This is a genomic window from Streptomyces sp. NPDC057280, assembly GCF_042668605.1.
Taxonomy (GTDB): domain Bacteria; phylum Actinomycetota; class Actinomycetes; order Streptomycetales; family Streptomycetaceae; genus Streptomyces.
On sequence record NZ_JBHUYR010000002.1, the window covers coordinates 718,821 to 739,455 of the forward strand.

At 71.6% G+C, this 20,635-nt stretch carries 12 protein-coding genes and 3 tRNA genes; 5 read left to right on the top strand and 10 right to left on the bottom strand.

What is annotated here, in order from left to right; genetic code table 11:
• Positions 1 to 11: 11 nt before the first annotated feature.
• The 4 genes from ACFUO4_RS13790 to ACFUO4_RS13805 form a co-directional block, all read right to left on the bottom strand.
• Positions 12 to 1,940 (bottom strand): ABC transporter ATP-binding protein, encoded by a 1,929-nt coding sequence (locus ACFUO4_RS13790; RefSeq protein ID WP_383483745.1) that lies wholly within the window; start codon positions 1,938 to 1,940, stop codon positions 12 to 14.
• Positions 1,940 to 3,673, bottom strand: a complete 1,734-nt coding sequence (locus tag ACFUO4_RS13795; RefSeq protein ID WP_383483748.1) for an ABC transporter ATP-binding protein — start codon at positions 3,671 to 3,673, stop codon at positions 1,940 to 1,942. Before ACFUO4_RS13795 ends, ACFUO4_RS13790 begins: the two co-directional genes overlap by 1 nt.
• Before the next feature lie 146 nt (positions 3,674 to 3,819).
• Complete coding sequence (locus ACFUO4_RS13800) at positions 3,820 to 5,259, bottom strand: FGGY-family carbohydrate kinase (protein ID WP_383483751.1); 1,440 nt, start codon at positions 5,257 to 5,259, stop codon at positions 3,820 to 3,822.
• Positions 5,260 to 5,302: 43 nt separating this feature from the next.
• Positions 5,303 to 5,608, bottom strand: coding sequence for a hypothetical protein (locus ACFUO4_RS13805; RefSeq protein WP_079308352.1), 306 nt, complete (start codon positions 5,606 to 5,608; stop codon positions 5,303 to 5,305).
• A gap of 158 nt (positions 5,609 to 5,766) precedes the next feature.
• Here ACFUO4_RS13805 and ACFUO4_RS13810 point away from each other — a divergent pair.
• The 3 genes from ACFUO4_RS13810 to ACFUO4_RS13820 all read left to right on the top strand — a co-directional run bounded on the left by ACFUO4_RS13810 (position 5,767) and on the right by ACFUO4_RS13820 (position 6,171).
• Positions 5,767 to 5,839 (top strand) — tRNA-Asn (locus ACFUO4_RS13810).
• Between the two features lie 6 nt (positions 5,840 to 5,845).
• A tRNA-Asn gene (locus tag ACFUO4_RS13815) sits at positions 5,846 to 5,918 on the top strand.
• Positions 5,919 to 6,097: 179 nt separating this feature from the next.
• Positions 6,098 to 6,171, top strand: a tRNA-Ile gene (locus tag ACFUO4_RS13820).
• A 78-nt stretch (positions 6,172 to 6,249) separates the two neighbouring features.
• Here the strand turns inward: ACFUO4_RS13820 and ACFUO4_RS13825 are convergent.
• Positions 6,250 to 7,110 carry a DUF1932 domain-containing protein gene (locus tag ACFUO4_RS13825; protein WP_383483754.1) on the bottom strand — a complete coding sequence of 287 codons (861 nt, stop codon included), beginning with the start codon at positions 7,108 to 7,110 and terminating at the stop codon, positions 6,250 to 6,252.
• A 97-nt stretch (positions 7,111 to 7,207) separates the two neighbouring features.
• Between ACFUO4_RS13825 and ACFUO4_RS13830 the strand changes: the two genes are divergently transcribed.
• Complete coding sequence (locus ACFUO4_RS13830; RefSeq protein WP_383483757.1) at positions 7,208 to 8,182, top strand: expansin EXLX1 family cellulose-binding protein; 975 nt, start codon at positions 7,208 to 7,210, stop codon at positions 8,180 to 8,182.
• Positions 8,183 to 8,184: 2 nt separating this feature from the next.
• Here the strand turns inward: ACFUO4_RS13830 and ACFUO4_RS13835 are convergent, their stop codons facing one another.
• Positions 8,185 to 10,566, bottom strand: coding sequence for a M4 family metallopeptidase (locus ACFUO4_RS13835; RefSeq protein WP_383485664.1), 2,382 nt, complete (start codon positions 10,564 to 10,566; stop codon positions 8,185 to 8,187).
• Positions 10,567 to 11,051: 485 nt separating this feature from the next.
• On the opposite strand from ACFUO4_RS13835, the gene ACFUO4_RS13840 reads away from it, so the two are divergent.
• Positions 11,052 to 12,050 carry an anti-sigma factor RsbA family regulatory protein gene (locus ACFUO4_RS13840; RefSeq protein ID WP_383483760.1) on the top strand — a complete coding sequence of 333 codons (999 nt, stop codon included), beginning with the start codon at positions 11,052 to 11,054 and terminating at the stop codon, positions 12,048 to 12,050.
• A gap of 132 nt (positions 12,051 to 12,182) precedes the next feature.
• Here the strand turns inward: ACFUO4_RS13840 and ACFUO4_RS13845 are convergent, their stop codons facing one another.
• The 4 genes from ACFUO4_RS13845 to ACFUO4_RS13860 all read right to left on the bottom strand — a co-directional run bounded on the left by ACFUO4_RS13845 (position 12,183) and on the right by ACFUO4_RS13860 (position 20,625).
• Positions 12,183 to 13,583, bottom strand: coding sequence for a GAF domain-containing sensor histidine kinase (locus ACFUO4_RS13845; protein ID WP_383483763.1), 1,401 nt, complete (start codon positions 13,581 to 13,583; stop codon positions 12,183 to 12,185).
• A gap of 9 nt (positions 13,584 to 13,592) precedes the next feature.
• Complete coding sequence (locus ACFUO4_RS13850) at positions 13,593 to 14,630, bottom strand: rod shape-determining protein (protein WP_059191590.1); 1,038 nt, start codon at positions 14,628 to 14,630, stop codon at positions 13,593 to 13,595.
• A 177-nt stretch (positions 14,631 to 14,807) separates the two neighbouring features.
• Complete coding sequence (locus tag ACFUO4_RS13855) at positions 14,808 to 19,643, bottom strand: SAV_2336 N-terminal domain-related protein (protein WP_383483767.1); 4,836 nt, start codon at positions 19,641 to 19,643, stop codon at positions 14,808 to 14,810.
• Positions 19,633 to 20,625: an AAA family ATPase gene (locus ACFUO4_RS13860; RefSeq protein WP_383483770.1), complete on the bottom strand. Its 993-nt coding sequence runs from the start codon at positions 20,623 to 20,625 to the stop codon at positions 19,633 to 19,635. Before ACFUO4_RS13860 ends, ACFUO4_RS13855 begins: the two co-directional genes overlap by 11 nt.
• Positions 20,626 to 20,635 lie beyond the last annotated feature (10 nt).

The following is a 20,635-nucleotide window of genomic DNA, read 5'->3' on the forward strand; positions in this document are numbered from 1 at the left end:
CCGCCCGCCTGTTAGTCGACCTCCGCCACCGCCTGCGCGAACTGCGCCTTGTACAGGCGCGCGTACGCCCCGTCCGCCTCCAACAGGTCCGCGTGCGCGCCCTGTTCCACGATCGAGCCGTTCTCCATCACCAGGATCGTGTCCGCGTCCCGGATGGTGGAGAGGCGGTGGGCGATCACGAACGACGTGCGGCCGTGGGCGAGTTTGGCCATCGCCTTCTGGATCAGCACCTCGGTGCGGGTGTCGACGGACGACGTGGCCTCGTCGAGGACCAGGATCACCGGGTCGGACAGGAACGCCCGCGCGATGGTGATGAGCTGCTTCTCACCGGCGCTGACGCCCGAGCCCTCGTCGTCGATCACGGTGTCGTAGCCGTCGGGCAGCGTCCGGACGAACCGGTCGGCGTGCGCGGCGCGCGCGGCCTCCTCGATCTCGCCCCGGGTGACCTCGCGGGAGGCGCCGTACGCGATGTTCTCCGCGATGGTGCCGCCGAACAGCCAGGTGTCCTGGAGCACCATGCCGATCTGGGCGCGCAGTTCGTCCCGGGACATCTTCGCGATGTCCACCCCGTCGAGGGTGATCCGGCCGCCGGAGACGTCGTAGAACCGCATCAGGAGGTTGACGAGCGTGGTCTTGCCGGCGCCGGTCGGGCCGACGATCGCGACCGTGTGGCCCGGCTCGACCTTCAGGGACAGGTCCTCGATCAGCGGCTTCTCGGGGTCGTAGCGGAAGGAGACGTGCTCCAGCGCGACCCGTCCGCGCAGTTCCTCCGGACGGAGCCCCGGGACCGGGTCCGCCGCCTGCTCCTCGGCGTCGAGGAGTTCGAAGACCCGCTCGGCGGAGGCGACGCCGGACTGCACGAGGTTCGCCATGGACGCGACCTGCGTCAGCGGCATCGAGAACTGGCGGGAGTACTGGATGAAGGCCTGCACGTCACCGATGGAGAGGGCGCCCGACGCGACCCGCAGCCCGCCGACGACCGCGACCAGCACGTAGTTGAGGTTCGACACGAACATCATCAGCGGCTGCATGACCCCGCTGTTGAACTGCGCCTTGAACCCGGCCTCGTACAGTGCCTCGTTCTGCTCGGCGAACTGCTCGGCCGACTCGTCCTGCCGCCCGAAGACCTTGACCAGGGTGTGGCCGGTGTACATCTCCTCGACGTGCGCGTTGAGCTTGCCGGTGGAGCGCCACTGCTGCACGAAGTGCGGCTGCGACCGCTTGCCGACGCGGGTGGCGACGACGAACGACAGCGGCACGGTCACCAGCGCGACCAGCGCCAGCAGCCAGGAGACGTAGAACATCATCGCGAGCACGCCGATGATCGTCAGCAGCGAGTTGATGAGCTGGCCCATCGACTGCTGGAGGGTCTGCCCGATGTTGTCGATGTCGTTCGTCGCCCGGGACAGCACCTCGCCGCGCTGCCGCTTGTCGAAGTACGACAGCGGCAGCCGCGACATCTTCGTCTGCACGTCCTCGCGCAGCCGGAACATCGTGCGGTTCACGGCCCGGTTGACCAGCCGGGTCGCCACCGCCATCAGCAGCCCCGCGACGGCGAAGGCGCCGGTGGCGAGGAGCAGCACATGTCCTACGGCGGTGAAGTCGATGCCCTCGCCGGGCGTGAAGTCGGTGCCGCTCAGCATGTCGGCGACCGCGGAGTCACCGCGCTCGCGCATCCCGGCGAGGACCTCCTCCTTCGAGGCCCCGGCCGGCATCTGCCGGCCGATGATGCCGGCGAAGACCAGGTCGGTGGCCTTGCCGAGGATCCACGGCCCGATCGAGTTCAGACCGACGCTGACCACCACACAGGCCAGCAGCGCGTAGATGGTGAACCGCTCCGGCCGGAACTGCCCGATCAGCCGCCGGCCCGACACCTTGAAGTCCAGCGAACGCGTGTCCGGGCCGCCGCCGGCCATCATCCGCCCCATGGGCCCGGCCATCAGGCAGCCTCCGCTTCCGTCAGCTGGGAGAGCACGATCTCCCGGTAGGTCTCGTTGTCCGCCATCAGTTCGCGGTGGGTGCCGGTGCCGACGACCCGGCCCTCGTCGAGGACGACGATCCGGTCGGCGTCGCGGATGGTCGCCACCCGCTGGGCGACGATCACCACGGTCGCCTCGGCCGTCTCCGCGGCGAGTGCCGCGCGCAGCGCCGCGTCCGTGGCGTAGTCGAGGGCGGAGAAGGAGTCGTCGAAGAGATAGATCTCGGGCCGCTGGACCAGCGTCCGGGCGATCGCGAGCCGCTGCCGCTGACCACCGGAGACGTTCGTGCCGCCCTGGGCGATGGGGGAGTCGAGGCCGTTCTCCAGCTGCTCGACGAAGCTCTTGGCCTGCGCCACCTCCAGCGCGTGCCACAGCTCCTCGTCCGTGGCGTCCGGGTTGCCGTAGCGCAGGTTCGTCGCCACGGTCCCCGCGAAGAGATACGGCTTCTGCGGCACGAGCCCGACCGTCCTCGCCAGCAGTGTCGGTTCCACGTCCGCGACCGCGACCCCGTCGACCAGCACCTCACCCTCGGTCGCGTCGAACAGCCGCGGCACCAGCCCCAGCAGCGTCGACTTGCCGCTGCCGGTCGAGCCGATCACGGCGGTCACCTCACCGGGCCGGGCCACCAGGTCGACGCCCTTCAGCACCGGCTCCTCGGCGCCCGGGTAGCGGAAGCCCGCGTCCCGGATCTCCAGGTGCCCGTGCCGGCGCAGCTCGGTGACGGGGGCGAGCGGCGGGACGACGCTGGAGTCGGTGTCGAGAACCTCCTGGATGCGCTCGGCGCACACCTCCGCGCGCGGCACCATCATGAACATGAAGGTGGCCATCATCACGGACATCACGATCTGCATCAGATAGGCGAGGAACGCCGTCAGGTCGCCGATCTGCATGCCGCCGCTGTCGATGCGGTGGGCGCCGAACCACACCACGGCGATCGACGACAGGTTCACCGTCGTCATGACCACGGGGAACATCAGCGCGAGCATGTTGCCGGTGGCCAGGGACATCGCGGTGAGGTCGCCGTTGGCCTTGCGGAACCGCTCCTCCTCGTACTGGTCCCGGACGAAGGCACGGATCACGCGGTTGCCGGTGATCTGCTCGCGCAGCACCCGGTTCACGGTGTCCAGCCGCACCTGCATGGACCGGAACAGCGGCCGCAGCCGCCGTACGATCAGCGTCACGCAGATGCCCAGCGTCGGTACGACGGCCACCAGCACCGCCGACAGCGGCACGTCCAGGCCGAGGGCGAGGACGATGCCGCCCACGCACATGATGGGCGCCGACACCATCAGGGTGAACGTCATCAGCGCCAGCATCTGCACCTGCTGGACGTCGTTCGTGGTCCGCGTGATCAGCGAGGGCGCGCCGAAGTGGCCCACTTCACGGGCCGAGAACGACTGCACCCGGTCGAAGACCGCGGCCCGCACGTCCCGGCCGAGCGCCGCGGCCGTCCGGGCGCCGTAGTACACGGCCCCGATGTTGCACACGACCTGGGCCAGCGAGATCCCGATCATCAGGGCGCCGTAGGACAGGATGTAGCCCGTGTCCCCGTTGACCACGCCGTGGTCGATGATGTCGGCGTTGAGCGTGGGCAGGTAGAGGGTGGCGCAGGTCTGCAGGAACTGGAGCAGGACCAGCACACCGATGGGTTTCTTGTAGGGCCTGAGATAGGTCCGCAGAAGTCGTATGAGCACGCTACGTCTCTCGGAGTCGGCGACAGGGGCCGGAGGTGGTTGCCCCTGGCCCCTATCGTCGGACACTCCCCCCGCGTTACCTCAACCGATTAAGCCGACAGCAGTGCTCTTTACCGCCTTATGGGCGGAAGACGCTCTCGGAACGGTCAGCCGCGGAAGGCGTTCGGATGTGTCTGCTCCCGCACGGACACGAACTGCTGTCGCACGGCCTGCCCCACCGCCAGCTCCTCGCCGGGCTCCAGGATCTGCGCGGCCGCCCCCTGCCAGGCCGGCGGGGTGCGCGGGTCGAGCGTCCCCTGCGACACGCCGAGCGCCCAGGCCGCCTGCCGGGCGGCCCCGATCGCCGCGTAGTCCGCGGGCTGCGGTACGACGACCTGGGCGCCGAAGATCGCCGGTGCCGCGGCCTGCACGGCCGACAGCTCGGCGGCGGCCCCCAGCAGGAAGACCCGCCGCACCTCCACGCCTCTGCCGCGCAGCACGTCGAGGGCGTCCGCGAGCCCGCACAGCATGCCCTCGAACGCGGCCCGGGCCAGATGCTCGGGCTTCATCGACTCCCGCCGCAGCCCGGCGAGCGTCCCGGCGGTGTGCGGCAGACTCGGCGTCCGCTCACCCTCCAGGTAGGGCAGCAGCACCAGCCCGTGCGAACCCGGCGTCGACTTCATCGCCAGCTCGGACAGGGCCTCCAGATCGGGCAGCCCGAGCAGCTCGGCGGTGCCGCGCAGGGTCCGTACGGCGTTCAGGGTGGTGACGACGGGCAGGTGCATGCCGGTCGCGTCGGCGAGGGACGTGATCATCCCCGTGTTGTCGACGAGCGCCTCGGGATGCACGGCCATGACGGACCCGGAGGCCCCGAGTGACACGACGGCGTCACCGAGTCCGATCCCCAGCCCGAAGGCGGCGGCCATGGTCTCGCCGGTCCCGGCGGAGATCAACAGCCCCTCCGGGGTCGTACCGGCCGCCTCCGAAGGCCCGATCACCTCGGGCAGCATCGCCTGGTGGCCGAGCGCCAGCTCGACGAGGTCGGTGCGGTAGGCACCGGTGGCGGCGGACCAGTAACCGGTGCCGGAGGCGCCGCCGCGGTCGGTGGTGCGGCGCACGGGCCGCCCGAGGAGCTGCCAGACGAGCCAGTCGTGGGCCTGGAGCAGCACGGCGGTGCGCAGGGCGGCGTCGGGCTCGTTCTTCACCAGCCAGCGCAGCTTGGTCACCGGCTGCGGGGCCTGCGGCACACAGCCCACGGCCTGCGCCCACGCCTCGCGCCCGCCGAGCGCGTCGATGAGATCGGCCGCCGCGACCTGGGCACGCTTGTCGCCGCCGACGAGGGCGGGGCGGACGGTGTTGCCCTGGGCGTCCAGCGGCACGACGGCGTTCTGCTGCGCGGACACGCCGATGGCCTGCACGCCTTCGAGCAGCCCGCCGCCGGCCGCCTCACCGAGGGACAGCAGCCAGGCCTGGGGGTCGACGTCGGAGGGACGGCCCTCCACCGGGTGCGGGGCGTAGCCCTGCCTGAGCACGGCGCCCGTGTCCGCGTCGCAGACGACGATACGAGTGAAATCGGGCGCACTGTCCAGCCCGGCGACTATCCCCATGGCGAAAATTCTATGGGCCGGACGACGTCACCCCGTCCGGCACTCAAGTGTTGCTGGTTCCCCAGTCGTCCTCGGCGGCGCCGTTGGCGTTGCGGTCCCGCAGCGAGCGGACCCGCTGGGTCACCGAGTCCGGCATCCGGTCCCCGACCTTGTCGCTCACCACGTGGTACGCCTTGCCCGCGAACTGGCGGCCCTGCTGGGCGGCCGACTCGGCGGTGTTGCGGACCGCGGGGTTCTGCGAGACCTGCCGCGCGGACTTCTTCAGCTGCTCGTAACGCTCGCGCCCGGCACGCGTGCCCAGCACGTAACCCAGAGCCAGCCCGGCGACGAAAGTGAGCTTGTAGCGCATGGCGGCCACCCTTCCCTTGCGTAGGTCTGCTGTGCGGCGTCGGTGCCGGGGGGAACCGATTGGCGGAGCACCCCCCTGCTTGCGCTAATGTATGTGTCGCAGCGGACGCCCGCCCCCTGGCGAATACCCAGGGAGGTACGTTCGATGCAACGAGGCATTCCTCCGTAGCTCAATTGGCAGAGCAGCCGGCTGTTAACCGGCAGGTTACTGGTTCGAGTCCAGTCGGGGGAGCTTCGATCTTCCGTAGCTCAATTGGCAGAGCAGCCGGCTGTTAACCGGCAGGTTACTGGTTCGAGTCCAGTCGGGAGAGCGTGTTGAACAAGGACCCCCGAAGGGGTCCTTTTTCATGTGATCACCCTGGACCGGGAACCGTGCAGGTCACAGCGGAGTCCTTCAGGGCATGCGAAGTCGACCATACGAAGCAGGAGATCGTATGAGCGGCTATGCTGCGGCAGACGGCGCGCACACATGTACGCGACACGCCGCTATGGGGCGGTAGCTCAGCCGGTTAGAGCAGCGGACTCATAATCCGTCGGCCGTGGGTTCGAGTCCCACCCGCCCCACTCTCGTCTGCTCGTGCAGGAACGTTTTCACCTGCTGCACAGTGGTGGCCCCTCGGTGACCGCGAGAAGCCGGTCCCCTCACGTCGTCGTAGCGGGACCCACGGGCGTGTGCAGGTGCGCGTACACATCCTCCAGCGGTAGATCGAGGCGGTCCTTGTCCTCGTTCCAGTGCCGCAGCACCGTCGCCGACGCCTCCGCCAGGTCCGGCGGCAGTCCTACGGCGTCCAGCGCGGCCGCGATCTCCGCCATCTCCGGCGCCCAGCGCCAGGCACGGGCGGCGACGCTGGGGAAGTGGTCCGTCTCGGCGAGGATGCGTGCCGTCAACGCCCGACCCTCCTCGGCGAGTTCCGCGCCCACCCCGTGGCTCGCGGCGAGGGCGTGCGAGACGGCCGCCAGGACCCGCGCCGACTTCTGGAAGGAGGCGTACGACATCTTCAGCGCGGATGCCGCGCCGATCCCGGCGTCCAGGGGGCGGGCGACGACATCGGTGCCGTCGAACAGCGCGGCCGTCCTCGCCACCGCCGCCGCGTCGCCGCTCAGGTAGAGACGGGGGCCGCTGCCGTCCGCCGGAGGGCCGCCGATGATCGAGCCGTCGACCATCAGCGCGCCGCGCTCGGCGCAGGCCTTGCCGATGCGGGTCGCGCGGTCCGGGCTGATGGCGTTGGCCTCGACGTAGACGCCCCTGAAGCCGTGCTCCAGGACCTCGTGGGCGACGTCCTCGGCGCCGTGCGGCGGACAGACGGAGAGGACCAAGTCGCTGACGGACAGGGCGGATGCGAGGGAGTCGGCCGGCTCCAGGCCTGCCTGGCGTGCCCGTTCCAGGGAGGCCGGGCTGCGGCCCGTCGGGACGTACAGGACACGGGTTCCCGTGCGGGTCGCCTGGCCGCCTACCGGGGCGCCCATCGCCCCCGGGTGCAGGAGCGTCACCGTTGTCGTCATTTCTGCCTCCCGCCCGGCAACCTTCTGGGATCCTGCGGCGACTGTACGTCGAAGGCCTCCGTCCCCGGAGCCCCACCCGACACAGAAGGACCCGACCGTGGCCCCTCCCTCCTCGCACCGCCGCCCTCGCAAGTCACGTGCCCTTCTCATCGCCGTCGCGGTGGGGGCCGTCGCGCTCATCGCGTCCGTGATCGTGGCGTTCCGGCCCGGTGGCGGCTCGGGGGACGCCGTGTCGGTGGCGGACGCCGGCCGTGCGGCGAGCGCCGGGTCCGGCGCGGTGAGACAGACGCCGTCCGACGGCCCGTCATCGTCACCGAGCGCGTCGGCCTCCGCGTCGGCGTCCGCTTCGGCCTCGGCTTCCGCTTCGGCTTCGGCGGGCAAGAAGGCCACCCCGAAGGCCACTACTGCCAAGCAGCCCAAGGCCACGCCCAAAGCCCCTGCCGGTACCGGCTCGTTGGCGGGCCGGATCAGGCCCGGTGTCACCTACAGCGGAGTCGCCACCTTCTACGACGCCGGGGACGGCGACGGCGCCTGCACCTTCGGTCCGGCCGGCACCGTCCTGACCGCCGCCATGAACACCGCCGACTACGAGGCGTCCAAGGCGTGCGGGGCGTACGTCCGGGTCCGGGCCGCGGGCGGCGCGTCGATCACCGTACGGATCACGAACGAGTGCCCCGCACCCTGCCGCGTCGGTCAGCTCGACCTCAGCGCGCAGGCGTTCGCGAAGCTCGCCGCGCCGGTGAAGGGCGAGATACCGATCACCTGGAGCCTGGTGAGCCCCAGCACGGGCCAGAAGCTCTCCGTCCGGTACAAGACCGGGTCCAGCCGCTACTGGTGCGGCATCCAGGTGCTCGGCCACCGGAATCCGGTGGCGCGGCTGGAGGTGCGCACCAGTAGCGGCTGGACCGTGTTGCCCCGCGCCTCGTACAACTACTTCCTCTCCGAGCACGGCGCCGGCTGCGGCGGGGCGATCCGCGTCACCGACATCTACGGGGAGCAGTTGACGGTGAACGGGATCGCCCTACGGCCGAACGTCGTCCAGGGGACGGGTGTGCAGTTCGCCCAGCACTGAGCTCAGCTCGTCGTCACCGCCGTGTCGTCGACGACGAAGCTCGTCTGGAGCGAGGAGTCCTCGACACCGGAGAACTTCAGCGTCACGGTCGTGCCCGCGAAGGCCGACAGGCTGAACGACTTCTGGACGTACCCGGAGGCCGCGTTGAGGTTGGAGTACGTGGCCAGGGTGGTCGATCCGGCGGTGACCGTCAGCTTGTCGTACTGGGTGCTGGTGGTGGTCTCGGCCGTGTCGATGTGCAGATAGAAGGTGAACGTGGTGCCGGTGCAGCCGCTCGGGATCGTCACCGACTGGGAGAGCGTGTCGGTGTGGGTGGAGCCGTAGCCGTCCAGCCAGGCCTTGTAGGAGCCGGTGCGGGCGGCCTCGTCGCTGTCGTTGGTGATGACGCCGCTGGTGGCGGTCCAGGTGGTGTTGCCGGACTCGAAGCCCGCGTTGCCCAGCAGCTGGGTGGAGGTGCAACTGCCGCCGCCTCCACTGGAGTTGACGGTCCAGGTGAAGGAGGCGGTGCCGGTCGCGCCGGTGCTGTCGGTCACCGTGACCGTCGGGCTGTAGGACCCGGCGGTGGTCGGCGTGCCCGAGATGACGCCGGTGGAGCTGCTGATCGACAGGCCGGTCGGCAGCCCGGTCGCCGCGTAGGTCAGCGTGCCGCTGTTGGTGGAACTGGCGCTGATCTGGAGGCTCACCGCGGTGCCGGCGGTGGAGGTCTGGCTGCCCGGGTTGGTGACCGTGACGCCGGTGCTCGGGACCGTGATGTGGCTGCCGACGTTGATGCCGGCGAAGGCGTTGCCGACCCCGGCGTACTGCGTGGAGCTGGTGCCGTAGAGGGCCGCGGCGGCGTTGAGGGCGGCGGTGCGGGCGCCCGCGTAGTTGGTGCTGGACGTCATGTACGTCGTCAGCGCCTTGTACCAGATCTGCAGGGCGGCGGCCCGGCCGATGCCGGCGACGGCGACCCCGTCGGAGGTCGGGCTGTTGTAGGTGACGCCGTTGATGGTCTTGCTGCCGCTGCCCTCGCTCAGCAGGTAGAACATGTGGTTCGCGGGGCCGGACGAGTAGTGCACGTCGAGGTTGCCGACGCCGGAGTACCAACTGTCGGCCGACGAACCGTCCTTGCTGGGCTTGTCCATGTAACGCAGCGGCGTGCCGTCGCCGTTGATGTCGATCTTCTCGCCGATGAGGTAGTCACCGACGTCGCTGGAGTTGTTGGCGTAGAACTCGACGCCGGTGCCGAATATGTCGGAGGTGGCTTCGTTCAACCCCCCTGACTCACCGGTGTAGTTGAGCCCCGCCGTGTTGGAGGTGACGCCGTGGCTCATCTCGTGCCCGGCCACGTCCAGCGACGTCAGCGCGTGCGTGCCGCCCGAGCCGTCGCCGTACGTCATGCAGAAGCAGTCGTCGTCCCAGAAGGCGTTGACGTACGACGAGCTGTAGTGGACGCGGGAGTAGGCCGCCACGCCGTCGTTCTTGATGCCGCTGCGGCTGAAGGTGTTCTTGTAGAAGTCCCACGTGACCTGAGCCCCGTAGTGCGCGTCGACGCCCGCGGTCTGGGTGTTGGACCCGGACCCGGTGCCCCAGGTGTCGTCGGCGTCGGTCATCAGCGTGCCGGTGCCGGACGTGCCGTTGTTGAGGCTGTACGTCTTGTGGCCGCCGCGCGTGGTGTCGTACAGCTGGTACGTCGAACCGGACAGATTCGTCCCGATGGTGACCGTGCCGCTGTACTGGCTGTTGCCGGTGCCGGTCTCGACGCCCTCGAAGCGGGAGAGTTCGGCGCCGGTCGTGGCGTCCGTGATGACGTGCAGCTTGCTGGGGGTGCCGTCGTCCTGGAAGCCGGTGACGACCGTCTCCCAGGCGAGCTTCGGGGTGCCCTTGCCGGCCCAGATCACCTTGCGGGCGCTCTGCGCGGCCGGGGCGTCGGCCTTGAGCGCCTTGGCGGTCTTCAGCGCCTTGGACTCGGCGGCCGCCTTGCCGAAGGCGGCGGTCGTCGACTTCACCGAGACGGTACGGCGGTTGTTGTTGAAGGTGGTGCTCACGGTCCCGGCGGCCCGTGCGGCCGGGGGTGTGTGCACGACCAGGTCGCCGCCGAGGACGGGGAGGCCGGCGAAGGTGCGCTCGTAACGGGTGTGCAGGGTGCCGTCGTTGTCCTTGACGACGTCCTTGACGACCAGCTTCTCCTTGGCGCCGAGGCCGAGGGTCCTGGCCGTCGCGCCCGTCTTGGCGTCGGTGCTCTTGATGAGCGCGGTGCGCTGGGCCGGGGAGAGCTTGGCCTCCAGCCCGCCGGTGCGCAGCGGGCTCGGGTGGGGGGAGGCGGGCGCGGCGGTCGCGGGGACCGTCTGGAGGCCGAGGGCGAGCAGGGCGGCGGTGGCCGCGAGGGCTCCGGCGGCGGTCACCGGTCGGGTCGCCGGTCGGGGCGCCGCTCCGGTGGCCTGTCTGGTCGCCTGTCTGATCGCCTGTCTGGGGGTTCGTCTCACTCTTGCTCCTACTGCGACGGCCGTATGGGGGCGGCCGGTGACAGACCGGGCAGACGGATGTGCTGTCCGGGTCGGACTGAGCAGTGCAGGGCTGAGCAGTGCGGGGTGCGGTTCGGAAGGATGACAGGATTGACGTAGGCATGTCATGCGAAGGGCGGTCATTCGAGGGCCGTACGGGAGCCGTCGAGGGTTAACCCTCTGCGTACCTGTGAACCACCTGTGTGCCGTACCGGGCCGCGGCCGGCCCGGCGCGGCCGGCTCCGCACCGTCGGCTCGGCGCAGGCGGTGGCCCGGACCCGGCGTCCGTGGCAGGATCCGGCGGACCGGCCCTGCACCCGTCCTTCGGGGATTGACCGGCCCAGCGGGGGGTAAGCGCGGTTCGTCCAGGATCAGCGGGGAGCGGTATGAGCGGCAGGAGTGAGCCAGGAGGGCTCGACGGACAAGGGCCGGGCGGCACGCCCACCCCCTTCGTCCACCCCGCGCTGTTCTACCGCGACACCCGGGACTACCTCGAGGGCACGCTCGGCTTCATCCGCGAGGGGCTCGCCGCGGGGGAGCCGGTCGCCGTGGCGGTGCCCGGCCGGAACCTCCGCCTCATCAGGGAAGGGCTCGGTCCCGCGGCCGGCGCCGTACGCCTCCTCGACATGGAGCGGGCCGGCCGCAACCCCGGCCGGATCATCCCCGGCGTGCTGCGGGCCTTCGCCGACGCACAGCCGCTTGGACGCCGGGTACGGATCATCGGCGAACCGATCTGGGCGGGCCGTACCGCCGTCGAGTACCCGGCCTGCGTCCAGCACGAGGCCCTGATCAACGCCGCCTTCGAAGGCCGTACGGCGACCATCCTGTGCCCCTACGACGTCCGGCGCCTCGACGAGCGGGTGCTCGCCGACGCCTGGGCCACGCATCCCACGGTCATCCACGACGGACGGACGGCGCACAGCGGGAGATACGCGCCGGACAAGGTGGTCGCCCGCTACAACGAGCCGCTGCCCGTGGTGCCGGGGGCGTCCGCCGTGACCTTCCCCTTCGACGAGGACTCACTCCCCGAGGCCCGCCACCGCGCCGCCGACGAAGGCACCCGCCTCGGCCTCACCCCCGCCCGCGTACAGGATCTGATGCTGGCCACGGCGGAGCTGACGACCAACAGCGTGGTGCACGGGGGCGGGCGTGGGGTGCTGCGGGTCTGGGGGGAGGGCGCCGGCGTGGCGGGCGTGAGCTGCGGTGCGGTGGTGTGCGAGGTGCGGGACTCCGGGGTGCTCGCGGACCCTCTCGTGGGACGGCGCCCGGCACCGCTGGACCAGCGCGGCGGGCGTGGACTGCTGATGGTGAACCTGGTGTCCGACCTGGTCCGGATGCACACCGGCCCGCTGGGGACTACGGTGCGGTGCTGGTTCGGGCGGTGACGGCCGGGCGGTCGGGCCGGGGCGTCACGGGGGTGGGCGGAAGACGGCGGCTATGGCCAGGCCGCGCTGCCACAGGGCGGCCACTCTCCGCTCGCGCCAGGAACAGCCGAAGCAGGCGGCCAGGGGAGAGGTTCACAACGGTGCCTGCCAGGTGACCGTCGTCCCCGTGCCGCCGTCCCCCGTCCGGCCGTCGTCGTACACCGTCAGCCGTACGCCTTCCCGTCCGTCGGGCAGTGTGGCCGTCGCGTCCACCGTCACCTCGATGCGGGAGACACCGGTGCGGCGGGACGCGGTCGCGAGGGCTCGGCGTAGGGCGGTGAGGAGTTGAGCGGCTGTCTGTTCGGGGACGCGGTGTTCCACCGGGCCGGTGAACCGGGTCGACGGAGTGAAGCCCAGGAGGGCCGCGGCGCCTGCCGTCTCACGGAGTACCCTGCCGCGGAAGGTGGTCGGGGCGTCCGCCGGGGGCTGTTGCAGGGCGAAGATCGTCGTGCGGACCTCCTGGATCGTCGACTGCAGTTCGTCGACCGCCCTGGTCAGGGTCTCCTGGACATCCTCCGCTCCGGGGCGGCGCTGGGTGGACTCCAGCATCATTCCGGTGGCGAACAGCCGTTGGACGACGAGGTCGTGCAGGTCGCGGGCGATGCGGTCGCGGTCCTCGAAGACGGCCAGGAGCTCACGGCTGTGCTGGGCGTCCGCGAGGACGAGGGCGAGGGCGGCCTGGGAGGCGAACTGGACGGCCAGCAGGCGTTCCACGGAGGTGTACGGGCGGTCGCCGCGGCGGCGGGGCAGGGCGAGGGTGCCGATCAGCCGGCCGTCCGCCTGGAGGGGCAGCATCATGCTGGGGCCGAAGCGGTGGCGGACGTGCGTCGTCATGCGGGGATCGGTCGCCGAGTCGTCCACGAACACCGGTTCACCGCCGAGGAGTTGTTCCAGGACCGGGCTGCCGGGGGCGATCGTGGTGCCGACGATGTCGCCCGGGTCGTCGTACGTCGACGCCGTCACGATCTCCATGCCGCCCTCGTCGGTGGGCTGGAGGATGACCCCGGCGGAGGCGTCGGCGAGGATACGGGCGCGTTCGGCGACGGTCGTCAGGGCGTCGGCCGCCGGCCCGTCGCTCAGCAGCGCCGTCGTGACGGCCGCCGCGCCCTCGATCCAGCGTTCCCGCTGCCGCGCCGCCTCGTACAGCCGGGCGTTGCCGATCGCGATGCCGGCCTGGGCGGCGAGGACGTGCAGGAGCTGTTCGTCCTCGGCGGTGAAGGTGTCCTTGCCTGCCAGATGCAGCGTGCCGAACTCCTCGTCCTGGACACGGATCGGCACGGTGAGCACCGTCTCTTCCGGGACCGCCGAGCCCGGGGCGCTGATCTCGATGAGCCCGTCCTGCCCCGGGTCGGCCGTCCCGAGCGCGGAGTACCGGGCGCCGGTGAGCTCGGCGGCCGCGTCCACGATGTGCTGAAGGGTGGTGCGCAGTTCGAGATCGGTGCCGACGCTGAGGACGGCCTCCAGGAGGGGCGGGAGCGGGTCCTCGCCGGTCAACGGGGCGCCTCAGTCGGTGATCGGGTCCAGCGCCAGCGGCTCGATACGGCCCTCCAGCATCGCGCCCAGCCCCTCCACCGCGCACACCTCGGGGCGCTCCGCGATGTGCACCGGCATGCCGGTCGCCTGGCGCAGCATCTGGTCGAAGCCGGGGAGCAGGGCGCTGCCGCCGACCATCATGATGCCGCGGTCGGCGAGGTCGGCCACCAGGTCCGGCGGGCAGTCCCGCAGCACCTTGCCGATGCCGTCGAGGACCGCGGTGAGCGGGGTCTGGATCGCGTCGCGGACGGCGGCGGTGTCGACCTGGACGGAGCGGGCGAGACCGGTGGCGACGTCACGGCCGTGGATCTCGGTGGAGGCGGGGCCGGAGGCGGTGAGACCGTTGCCGGACAGGGCGAGCTGGAGCGGCCGTACGGACTGGCTCGGCAGCATCAGCTCGTGCTGGTGGCGCAGGTGCTGCACGATCGCGTGGTCCACGGCCTCGCCGCCGACCGGGATGCGGACGGCGTTCACGATCGAGCCCAGGGAGAGCACGGCGACCTGGGTGGCCGCCGCGCCGCAGACCAGCACCATGGTCGCCTCGGGCCGCTCCACGGGCAGTCCGCAGCCCACGGCCGCGGCGATGAGGGTGTCCACCAGCTCCACGCGGCGGGCGCCGAGACCGACCAGGGTCTCGATGGCGGCGCGCTGCGCGAGCGGGTCCGCGTCGTGCGGGGTGCAGGCGGCGGCGCGCAGGATCGGCTTGCGGCGCAGCGAGCGGCGGATCTTGTCGCCGAGCAGGTGCCGCAGCATGCGCTGCGCCATCTCGATGTCGACGACCGTGCCGCCGGAGACGGGCCGCACGACACGGATGTAGTCGGGGGTACGGCCCGTCATCTTCTCCGCGAAGTCGCCGACCGCGATCAGCGCGCCGGTGCGGGTGTTGACGGCGGCGACGGACGGCTGGTCGACGACGAGCCCGGCGCCCTTCACGTACACCCGCGTCCTCGCCGCGCCCAGGTCGACGGCGAAGTGGCAGCGGCGCAGCTGCTCCAGACTGGCGGTCATGGCAGGTCCTCCCGAGAGCACAGACCGGGGGGCCGCGCCGGGCGGCGGGCCTCACTGGCATCGTGTGGGGGCGGGGGGTGGGACGCCTGTTGGAGGGGGCTGTGTGGGGCGCGGCTGAATGGGGGGTTTTGCGGCTTATGTCCCATGTAAAAGTTATCTAAAGAACTCGAGGGGCGCTCAGCGGCGGCGGGCGGCGGCCACCAAGGCGGCGAGGCCCCAGACGACGGGTACGTCGGGGTCGGCGCCGCGGAGCTCTCGTCGGACCGTCTCGTATCCGCTGAAGCCGATGAAGGGCAGGCTGATGGCGCGGGCCGCGCGGAGGCCGGCGACGGTGGAGCCGACCAGGACGCAGGCGGACGCGGGGGCGCCGAGCACGTCGAGGGCCTCGGTGAGGACGTGCGGGTGCGGCATGAGCCGGGTGAGGTCGGTGCCGCGGCCGTGGACGCCGCCGCGGACGGGGAGATCGAGCCGCGCCAGATACCGGGTGGCCGCCGTCGTGGCCCGGTCGGTGACGACGGCGGTGCGGGTGCCGGACGCGTGCAGCGTGCGGAGCAGTTCGGCGGCGGATTGGACGGGGCGCGCGGTGTCGGCCGCCTGCATGTCGTGCAGGTCGGCCCGGCGGCGTAGCGGCTGGGCCAGGTCGTGGTGCGCGAACGCGCGGAGCAGACCGAGGGAATCGGAGTGCTCTGCCACGGTGGGCGACGGACGCCCTGGCAGTGCGCCCTCAGGGTCGCCCCCCTCCATGGCCAGACGTTCGAGATCCAGCAGGACCGACTGCTCGGAGCCGGACGGGTAGAGGTGTGCCAGTACGCCGTCGAAGCCGAGCAGCACGCCTGCGGCGTTCGCGATCAGGTCCTCCGGGGAGCGCCTGCGGGGCGGCGTGGCGGGGAAGGACCACCGCAGGGTGTAGCCGGGGACGCGCAAGGGCCTCAGCGCGGCCTCGGCAGCGCGACCGGTCAGCGACGCGTCGGTGACCGTGTCGGCGATCACCCGGCGCGGGTCGAGCTGACTCCCTGCCGCGAGCACGGGATCGTCGACGCTCCACCGCACCGTGACGCCGGGCCGTACGGCGTCGAGGACCAGTTCACGGGGGCGCAGGTCGACTTCGTAGTAGGACCAGCCCGCCCGCAGACGCGCCGGGGTCGTGCGCAGTGTTGGGGACTCGGGGAGGGCGAACTCGCCGTCGGGGAGGGCGAGGACGATGGCCGTGGCCTCGCCTCGGGAACGCGGGACGGTCCCGTCGTACGGCATGGGGAAGGGGCCGCGCACGGCGGGTTCGTCGGGGCCCGTGGGCGTGTCGTCGTCGGCCGGGAGGCTTTGGTGGACGAGGCAGTACCAGCCGGGGCGGGGCACGAGAGGCCTGAAGGGGGCGTACGTGCCGAGCGGGGCGTCCGCGATCTCCGTGTCATGCCAGGAGTCCGAGAGGGCGATGACCGCCTGCGCGGAAGAGGCGTTGAGCGCCGCCTGGGTGAGTTCTCGGCCGGGGAGGTCGCTGTACACCTCGCTGCCGTCCGGTTGGAGTCCCACCTTGCTGAACTCCACGCGGACTCGGAGGCCGCCCAGGCGTCTCATCCGATCGGGCAGCAGGTCGAGCGTCGCGCGGAGCAGGGCGGAACCGTCCACGTACGCGTTCATCAGCACGGCGATGCCGTCGTCGGTGTCCAGCAACCGGTAGTTCTCCGAGGGGACTTCACCGGCCTCGAGGAGCTCGTGGACCAAGCGGCGCAGGGCGTCGCGGGCCGCTCCGGGCTGGCGGCCGTCGGCGAACGCATACCGGATGCGGTCGTGTGTGTCGATCTCCGGACCGTCCTCGTCGCCCGTGTCTTCTCCGGTGAAAAGGCTCTCCGGCACGTCGTCCAAGGGCAGGGGGGTACCCTCGGGCAGCTCAGGCCGGAGATCGAGAATCGTCGGGCGATCGCCCTCCGGATCGACAAACCCGTCCGGATGCTCGTCCGGGGCGGCGACGAAGCCATACGCGGTGTCGGTGTCGGTGGGCGCCTCGGGGTCCTCCTCGTCGGCCGTCTCCTCCGACCCGCCGCCGAACTCCTCACGCAGTTCCCGGCCCAGGGCCATCAGCTCGGGGTTGTCACCGCCGGACAGCTCGTACTCCTCGTACACCTCCAGCGCCTCCTCCGTACGGCCCTGGCGGCGGAGCGCGATGAGATAGAGACGGCGGAAGTCCTCCCGGGCGGGATAGAGGGCCAGGAGGGATTCGAGCTCGGTGGCCGCGCGCTCGAACTCCCCGAGTTCCAGGTCTAGTTCCGCACGGGAGCGGTACAGGCCGAGGCGAAGCTGGGTCAGGCGGGTTCGGGCGGTGCGGGCAGCCGGGCCGAGCACGTTCGCGAGGGGAGTGCCGCTGCGCCAGAGCGCGAGGGCCTGGTCGTAGTGCGCGCGTTCCCGGGGTGTCTGGGCCACCAGTCGCTCGCACTCGATGAGGTCGACGTAGTCGGCGCTGGTGTGCAACGCATAGCCGCCGGGAAGGGCGGCAAGGGCACCGGGTTCCAGGGCTGAGTTCAAGCGGCGTGCCAGGCCCGCCAGTTCCTCGAGCGGGCTGTCCGGCCTCTCGCCGGAACCCCACAGCCCGGCCGCCAACTCGTCGGTCGTGACCTTGCGGCCGTGCCGGAGCAGCAGCATGGCGAGCATCGGCAGCTCATCCACCGTGATGGGCTGCCGGCGGTCCGGCGTTTCGACCCGCAGCGGACCGAGGAGGTAGTAGAAGCGCTGCGTGTACCCCTCTCTGGCGAGCCGCATGAGCTCCGGATCAAGGAGCAGCTTCAAGCCCTCCGTCTGGGAGTTGAGAAGCCGGGACAGAAGTTTGTTGAGGGCTGTGGCGAAAGCGGTCTGGAGGTTTCTGGGCAGATGCCCCAACTGCGGCGGTCGCAGCGGAGGCACCAACCGCGTGGTGCCTGCCGCCAGTTGCAGCAGCACCTCGGCCAGTGCCCGCAGATCTCCGGCGCGCCCCCCGGGGCCAGAGACCCGGCCCGGTGCGAACTGAGTGACCTTGACCGCGCCGTCGGGCAGCAGCATCACCGCCGCCATGTCGAGGCCGCCATGGGTGACACCGGCCAGGTGGCAGGCCAGCAGGGCCCGCGCGACCTGAGCCGCGATGGATACCAGCAGGGGCGCCGGGACGAGACCCCCGCTCCCTCCGGCCAAATGACCGAGAGGGATGCCGTCCAGCTCCTCCATGACCAGGTAGGGCACCCCGTCCTCGATGCCGAAATCGTGGACGGTCACCACACCGTGGTGCTCGATCCCCCGGAGGATCTCCGCGTCCCGCAGGAAGGCCTCCCGGCGCGCACGCTCGGTGATCGGCCGGTGCAGCCGGACCACCACGGTCCGGTCCGTCTCGGCGTCCTGGGCCCGCCACACCCTGCCACCTGGCTCGAGCCGCTCCAGCAGCCGATACCGCCGGTCACCCAGCCACTCGGGTGCGGTGACCGCCGTGCCACCGCCCATCTGCCGCAGGCTCTCGGCGGTGACCGTCGCGAACGCCTCCGCGTCCACATTGCCCTGCGCACCGCCGGCTCCCGGTGTCGACGCCACGAACTCCCCCGGCGCCGAACCCGCCCGTTCGTCGATCAACCCGCCCACCCGGGCCAGCAGTTCGGTGGTGCGCCCACGTGCCGTGCGTGGCACTCCTTGGAGCAGCAGTTCCCGCACTCCGGGCCGGAAGGCGTACGAACCCGACGCGCCGGACACACCGGTGAGCATGCCGGACAGGATCACCTCGGCCAGATGCTGGGGGCGTGGGTGCGGTTCGAGAGCGGCCTGGACCAGCCGCATGAACGGCAGATGGGGACGGCCCACCGCGAGATGCCCCGCCAGCCGGAACGCCTCCGGGGAGGCGGTGGCGCGAAAACGCAGCACCAGTTCCTCGGGAGAGAGGTCGGCCACGTCCGTACGGTCCCCGGCAGCGGCCGACAGCGGCCCGCCCAACCGGGCGGCGGCGCCGGGCAGTTCCTGGCCCCCCGGCGTGGCGACCAGCGCGGCCCAGTTCGACAGCCACCGCGGCCCCGGCTCCAGCACGGGCAGGGGCGGGGCGCTGTCGGCTCCGTGCAGGACGTCGTCGTACGGGGTGAAGGCGAGTGCGGCCGAGGGAGCCGCCGGATGCGGAGCCGACAGCCGGCCGGGCGCCGCGGGCAGGGCCGTGTCGCGCCACAGGTGCTCGGGGAGCGGCTGTACGACGGCCAGCGACGTCCGGCGCGCCCAGCGGCGCAGCGTCTCGAACCAACGCTCACCGGCGGGGCCCGCACGCCACTGCGGGCCCATGCAGTCGCTGACCAGGAGGGTCACCGTGCGGCCGTCGGCGGGCGTGGCGGTATCGGGGCGTGCGGTGCCGTCGGGATCGGCGCGGTGCACGGACACCGTGCGGAAGATGCCCGACTGGGCGAGCGCCGCGTGCAGCTCGCGGATCAGGGGGCGCCAGACCGGCATCGTGGGCCCGGCGTCGTACACGAGATTCAGCCGCAGCCAGCGCTCACGCGCCGGGCGCAGCACCGGCAGCCACCACTCAGGGCCGGCGCCGAGACGGGCGATGCGGTCGGCGGTGGCCCGCTCGTCCAGCTCGACGCGGTCCGGTGCCGCGGTACGGCGCTTGAGCGGGCGCAGCGCGCGCTGGAGCGCCAGCGGGTGGCGCAGCATCGGGGGTGCCGGAGCCAGGAGGGTGGTGTGCGGCTCGGCCGGCGCCCCCAGGCCCGGGGTGCGGTCGGGGGCGGGCAGGTGCAGCGGGGTGCGCGGGGGCTGCGGGGTGCGCGGGGGCTGCGGGGCGCTGCGGTCCTGCTCCCCGGGCGAGGGCGGCGCGGGAGCCGGCTCGGGGACCTCCTGTCGTACGTCGTCGGCGCGGGCTGATGGCTCGACGGCGGCCGGGGCCTCGGCCGGCGGCTCCAGGTGGCGGGCCAGCCACAGGAGTTCGGCGAGTTCGAGCGGGGTCGGGCGCATGCCGTCGGCCGCCTCGGCCAGGAGGTCGGCGAGGCGGGCGAGCGGTTGCGGAGCCGGTCGCTCAGAACGCATCGGACTGCGGCGCCTCGCTGAGGTACGGCATCAGCCGCTCGGCCAGCTCGTCGAGGGACTCGGCGGCCAGGTCGGAGGAACGGGCCAGGTAGATCGCGTTCAGCAGCTGATCGGTGGCCAGGTCGCCGCCGCCCACCCGGGACAGGAAGCGGCTGATCAGGGTCTGCGCGTAGGCGTCGGGTTCCTCGTCGAAGTGGGCGCGGACGATATCGGTGAGGTGGCTGTCGTCCGGCTGCCGCAGCCGCAACGTGACACAACGCCGCAGGAAGGCCGGCGGGAACTCGCGCTCGCCGTTGCTGGTGAGCACGACGAAGGGGAAGGCGCGGCAGCGGACGCGGCCGCGCTCCACCGTCACCCGCTGGTCGCTGCCGTCGATCATCACCTCGGCCGAGGGGGTGTCCCGGGTGGTCCGGATCAGCTCCGGGATCTCGTACTCACCCTCCTCCAGCACGTTCAGCAGGTCGTTGGGCAGGTCCAGGTCGCTCTTGTCGATCTCGTCTATGAGCAGGGCACGGGGGCGGGCGTAGGGGAGCAGGGCGGTGCCCAGTGGCCCCAGGCGCAGATGGTCCTCGATGCCGGTCTCGGCCGCCGGCGCCTGCCGGGCCGCGTACAGCCGGGAGAGCGGGTCGTACTGGTAGAGGCCGTCGTGGAGGGTGCTGCGGCTGGTGATGTTCCACCGCAGGACGGGACCGAGTTGCAACTCGCGGGCGACCGCGTACACGAGGGAGGACTTACCCGTGCCGGGCGGGCCGGTCACCAGCAGTGGCCGTCGCAAGTACAGGGCCGCGTTGACCAGTTGGACCGTCTCCTGGGTGGCCCGGTACGTCTCCGCGCGATGCGCGCGATCGGCGGAGACCGTGGGTGCTTCCGGCTGGTCGAGCACCGGTTCGCCGTCGAAGGCCCGCCAGGGAGGAGGCGGCGGCAGCTGGGAGATGCCGTCGTGCGGCTCGTTGGTGCCGAGGTAGACGGGCCACAGGGGCATGAGTCTTCTC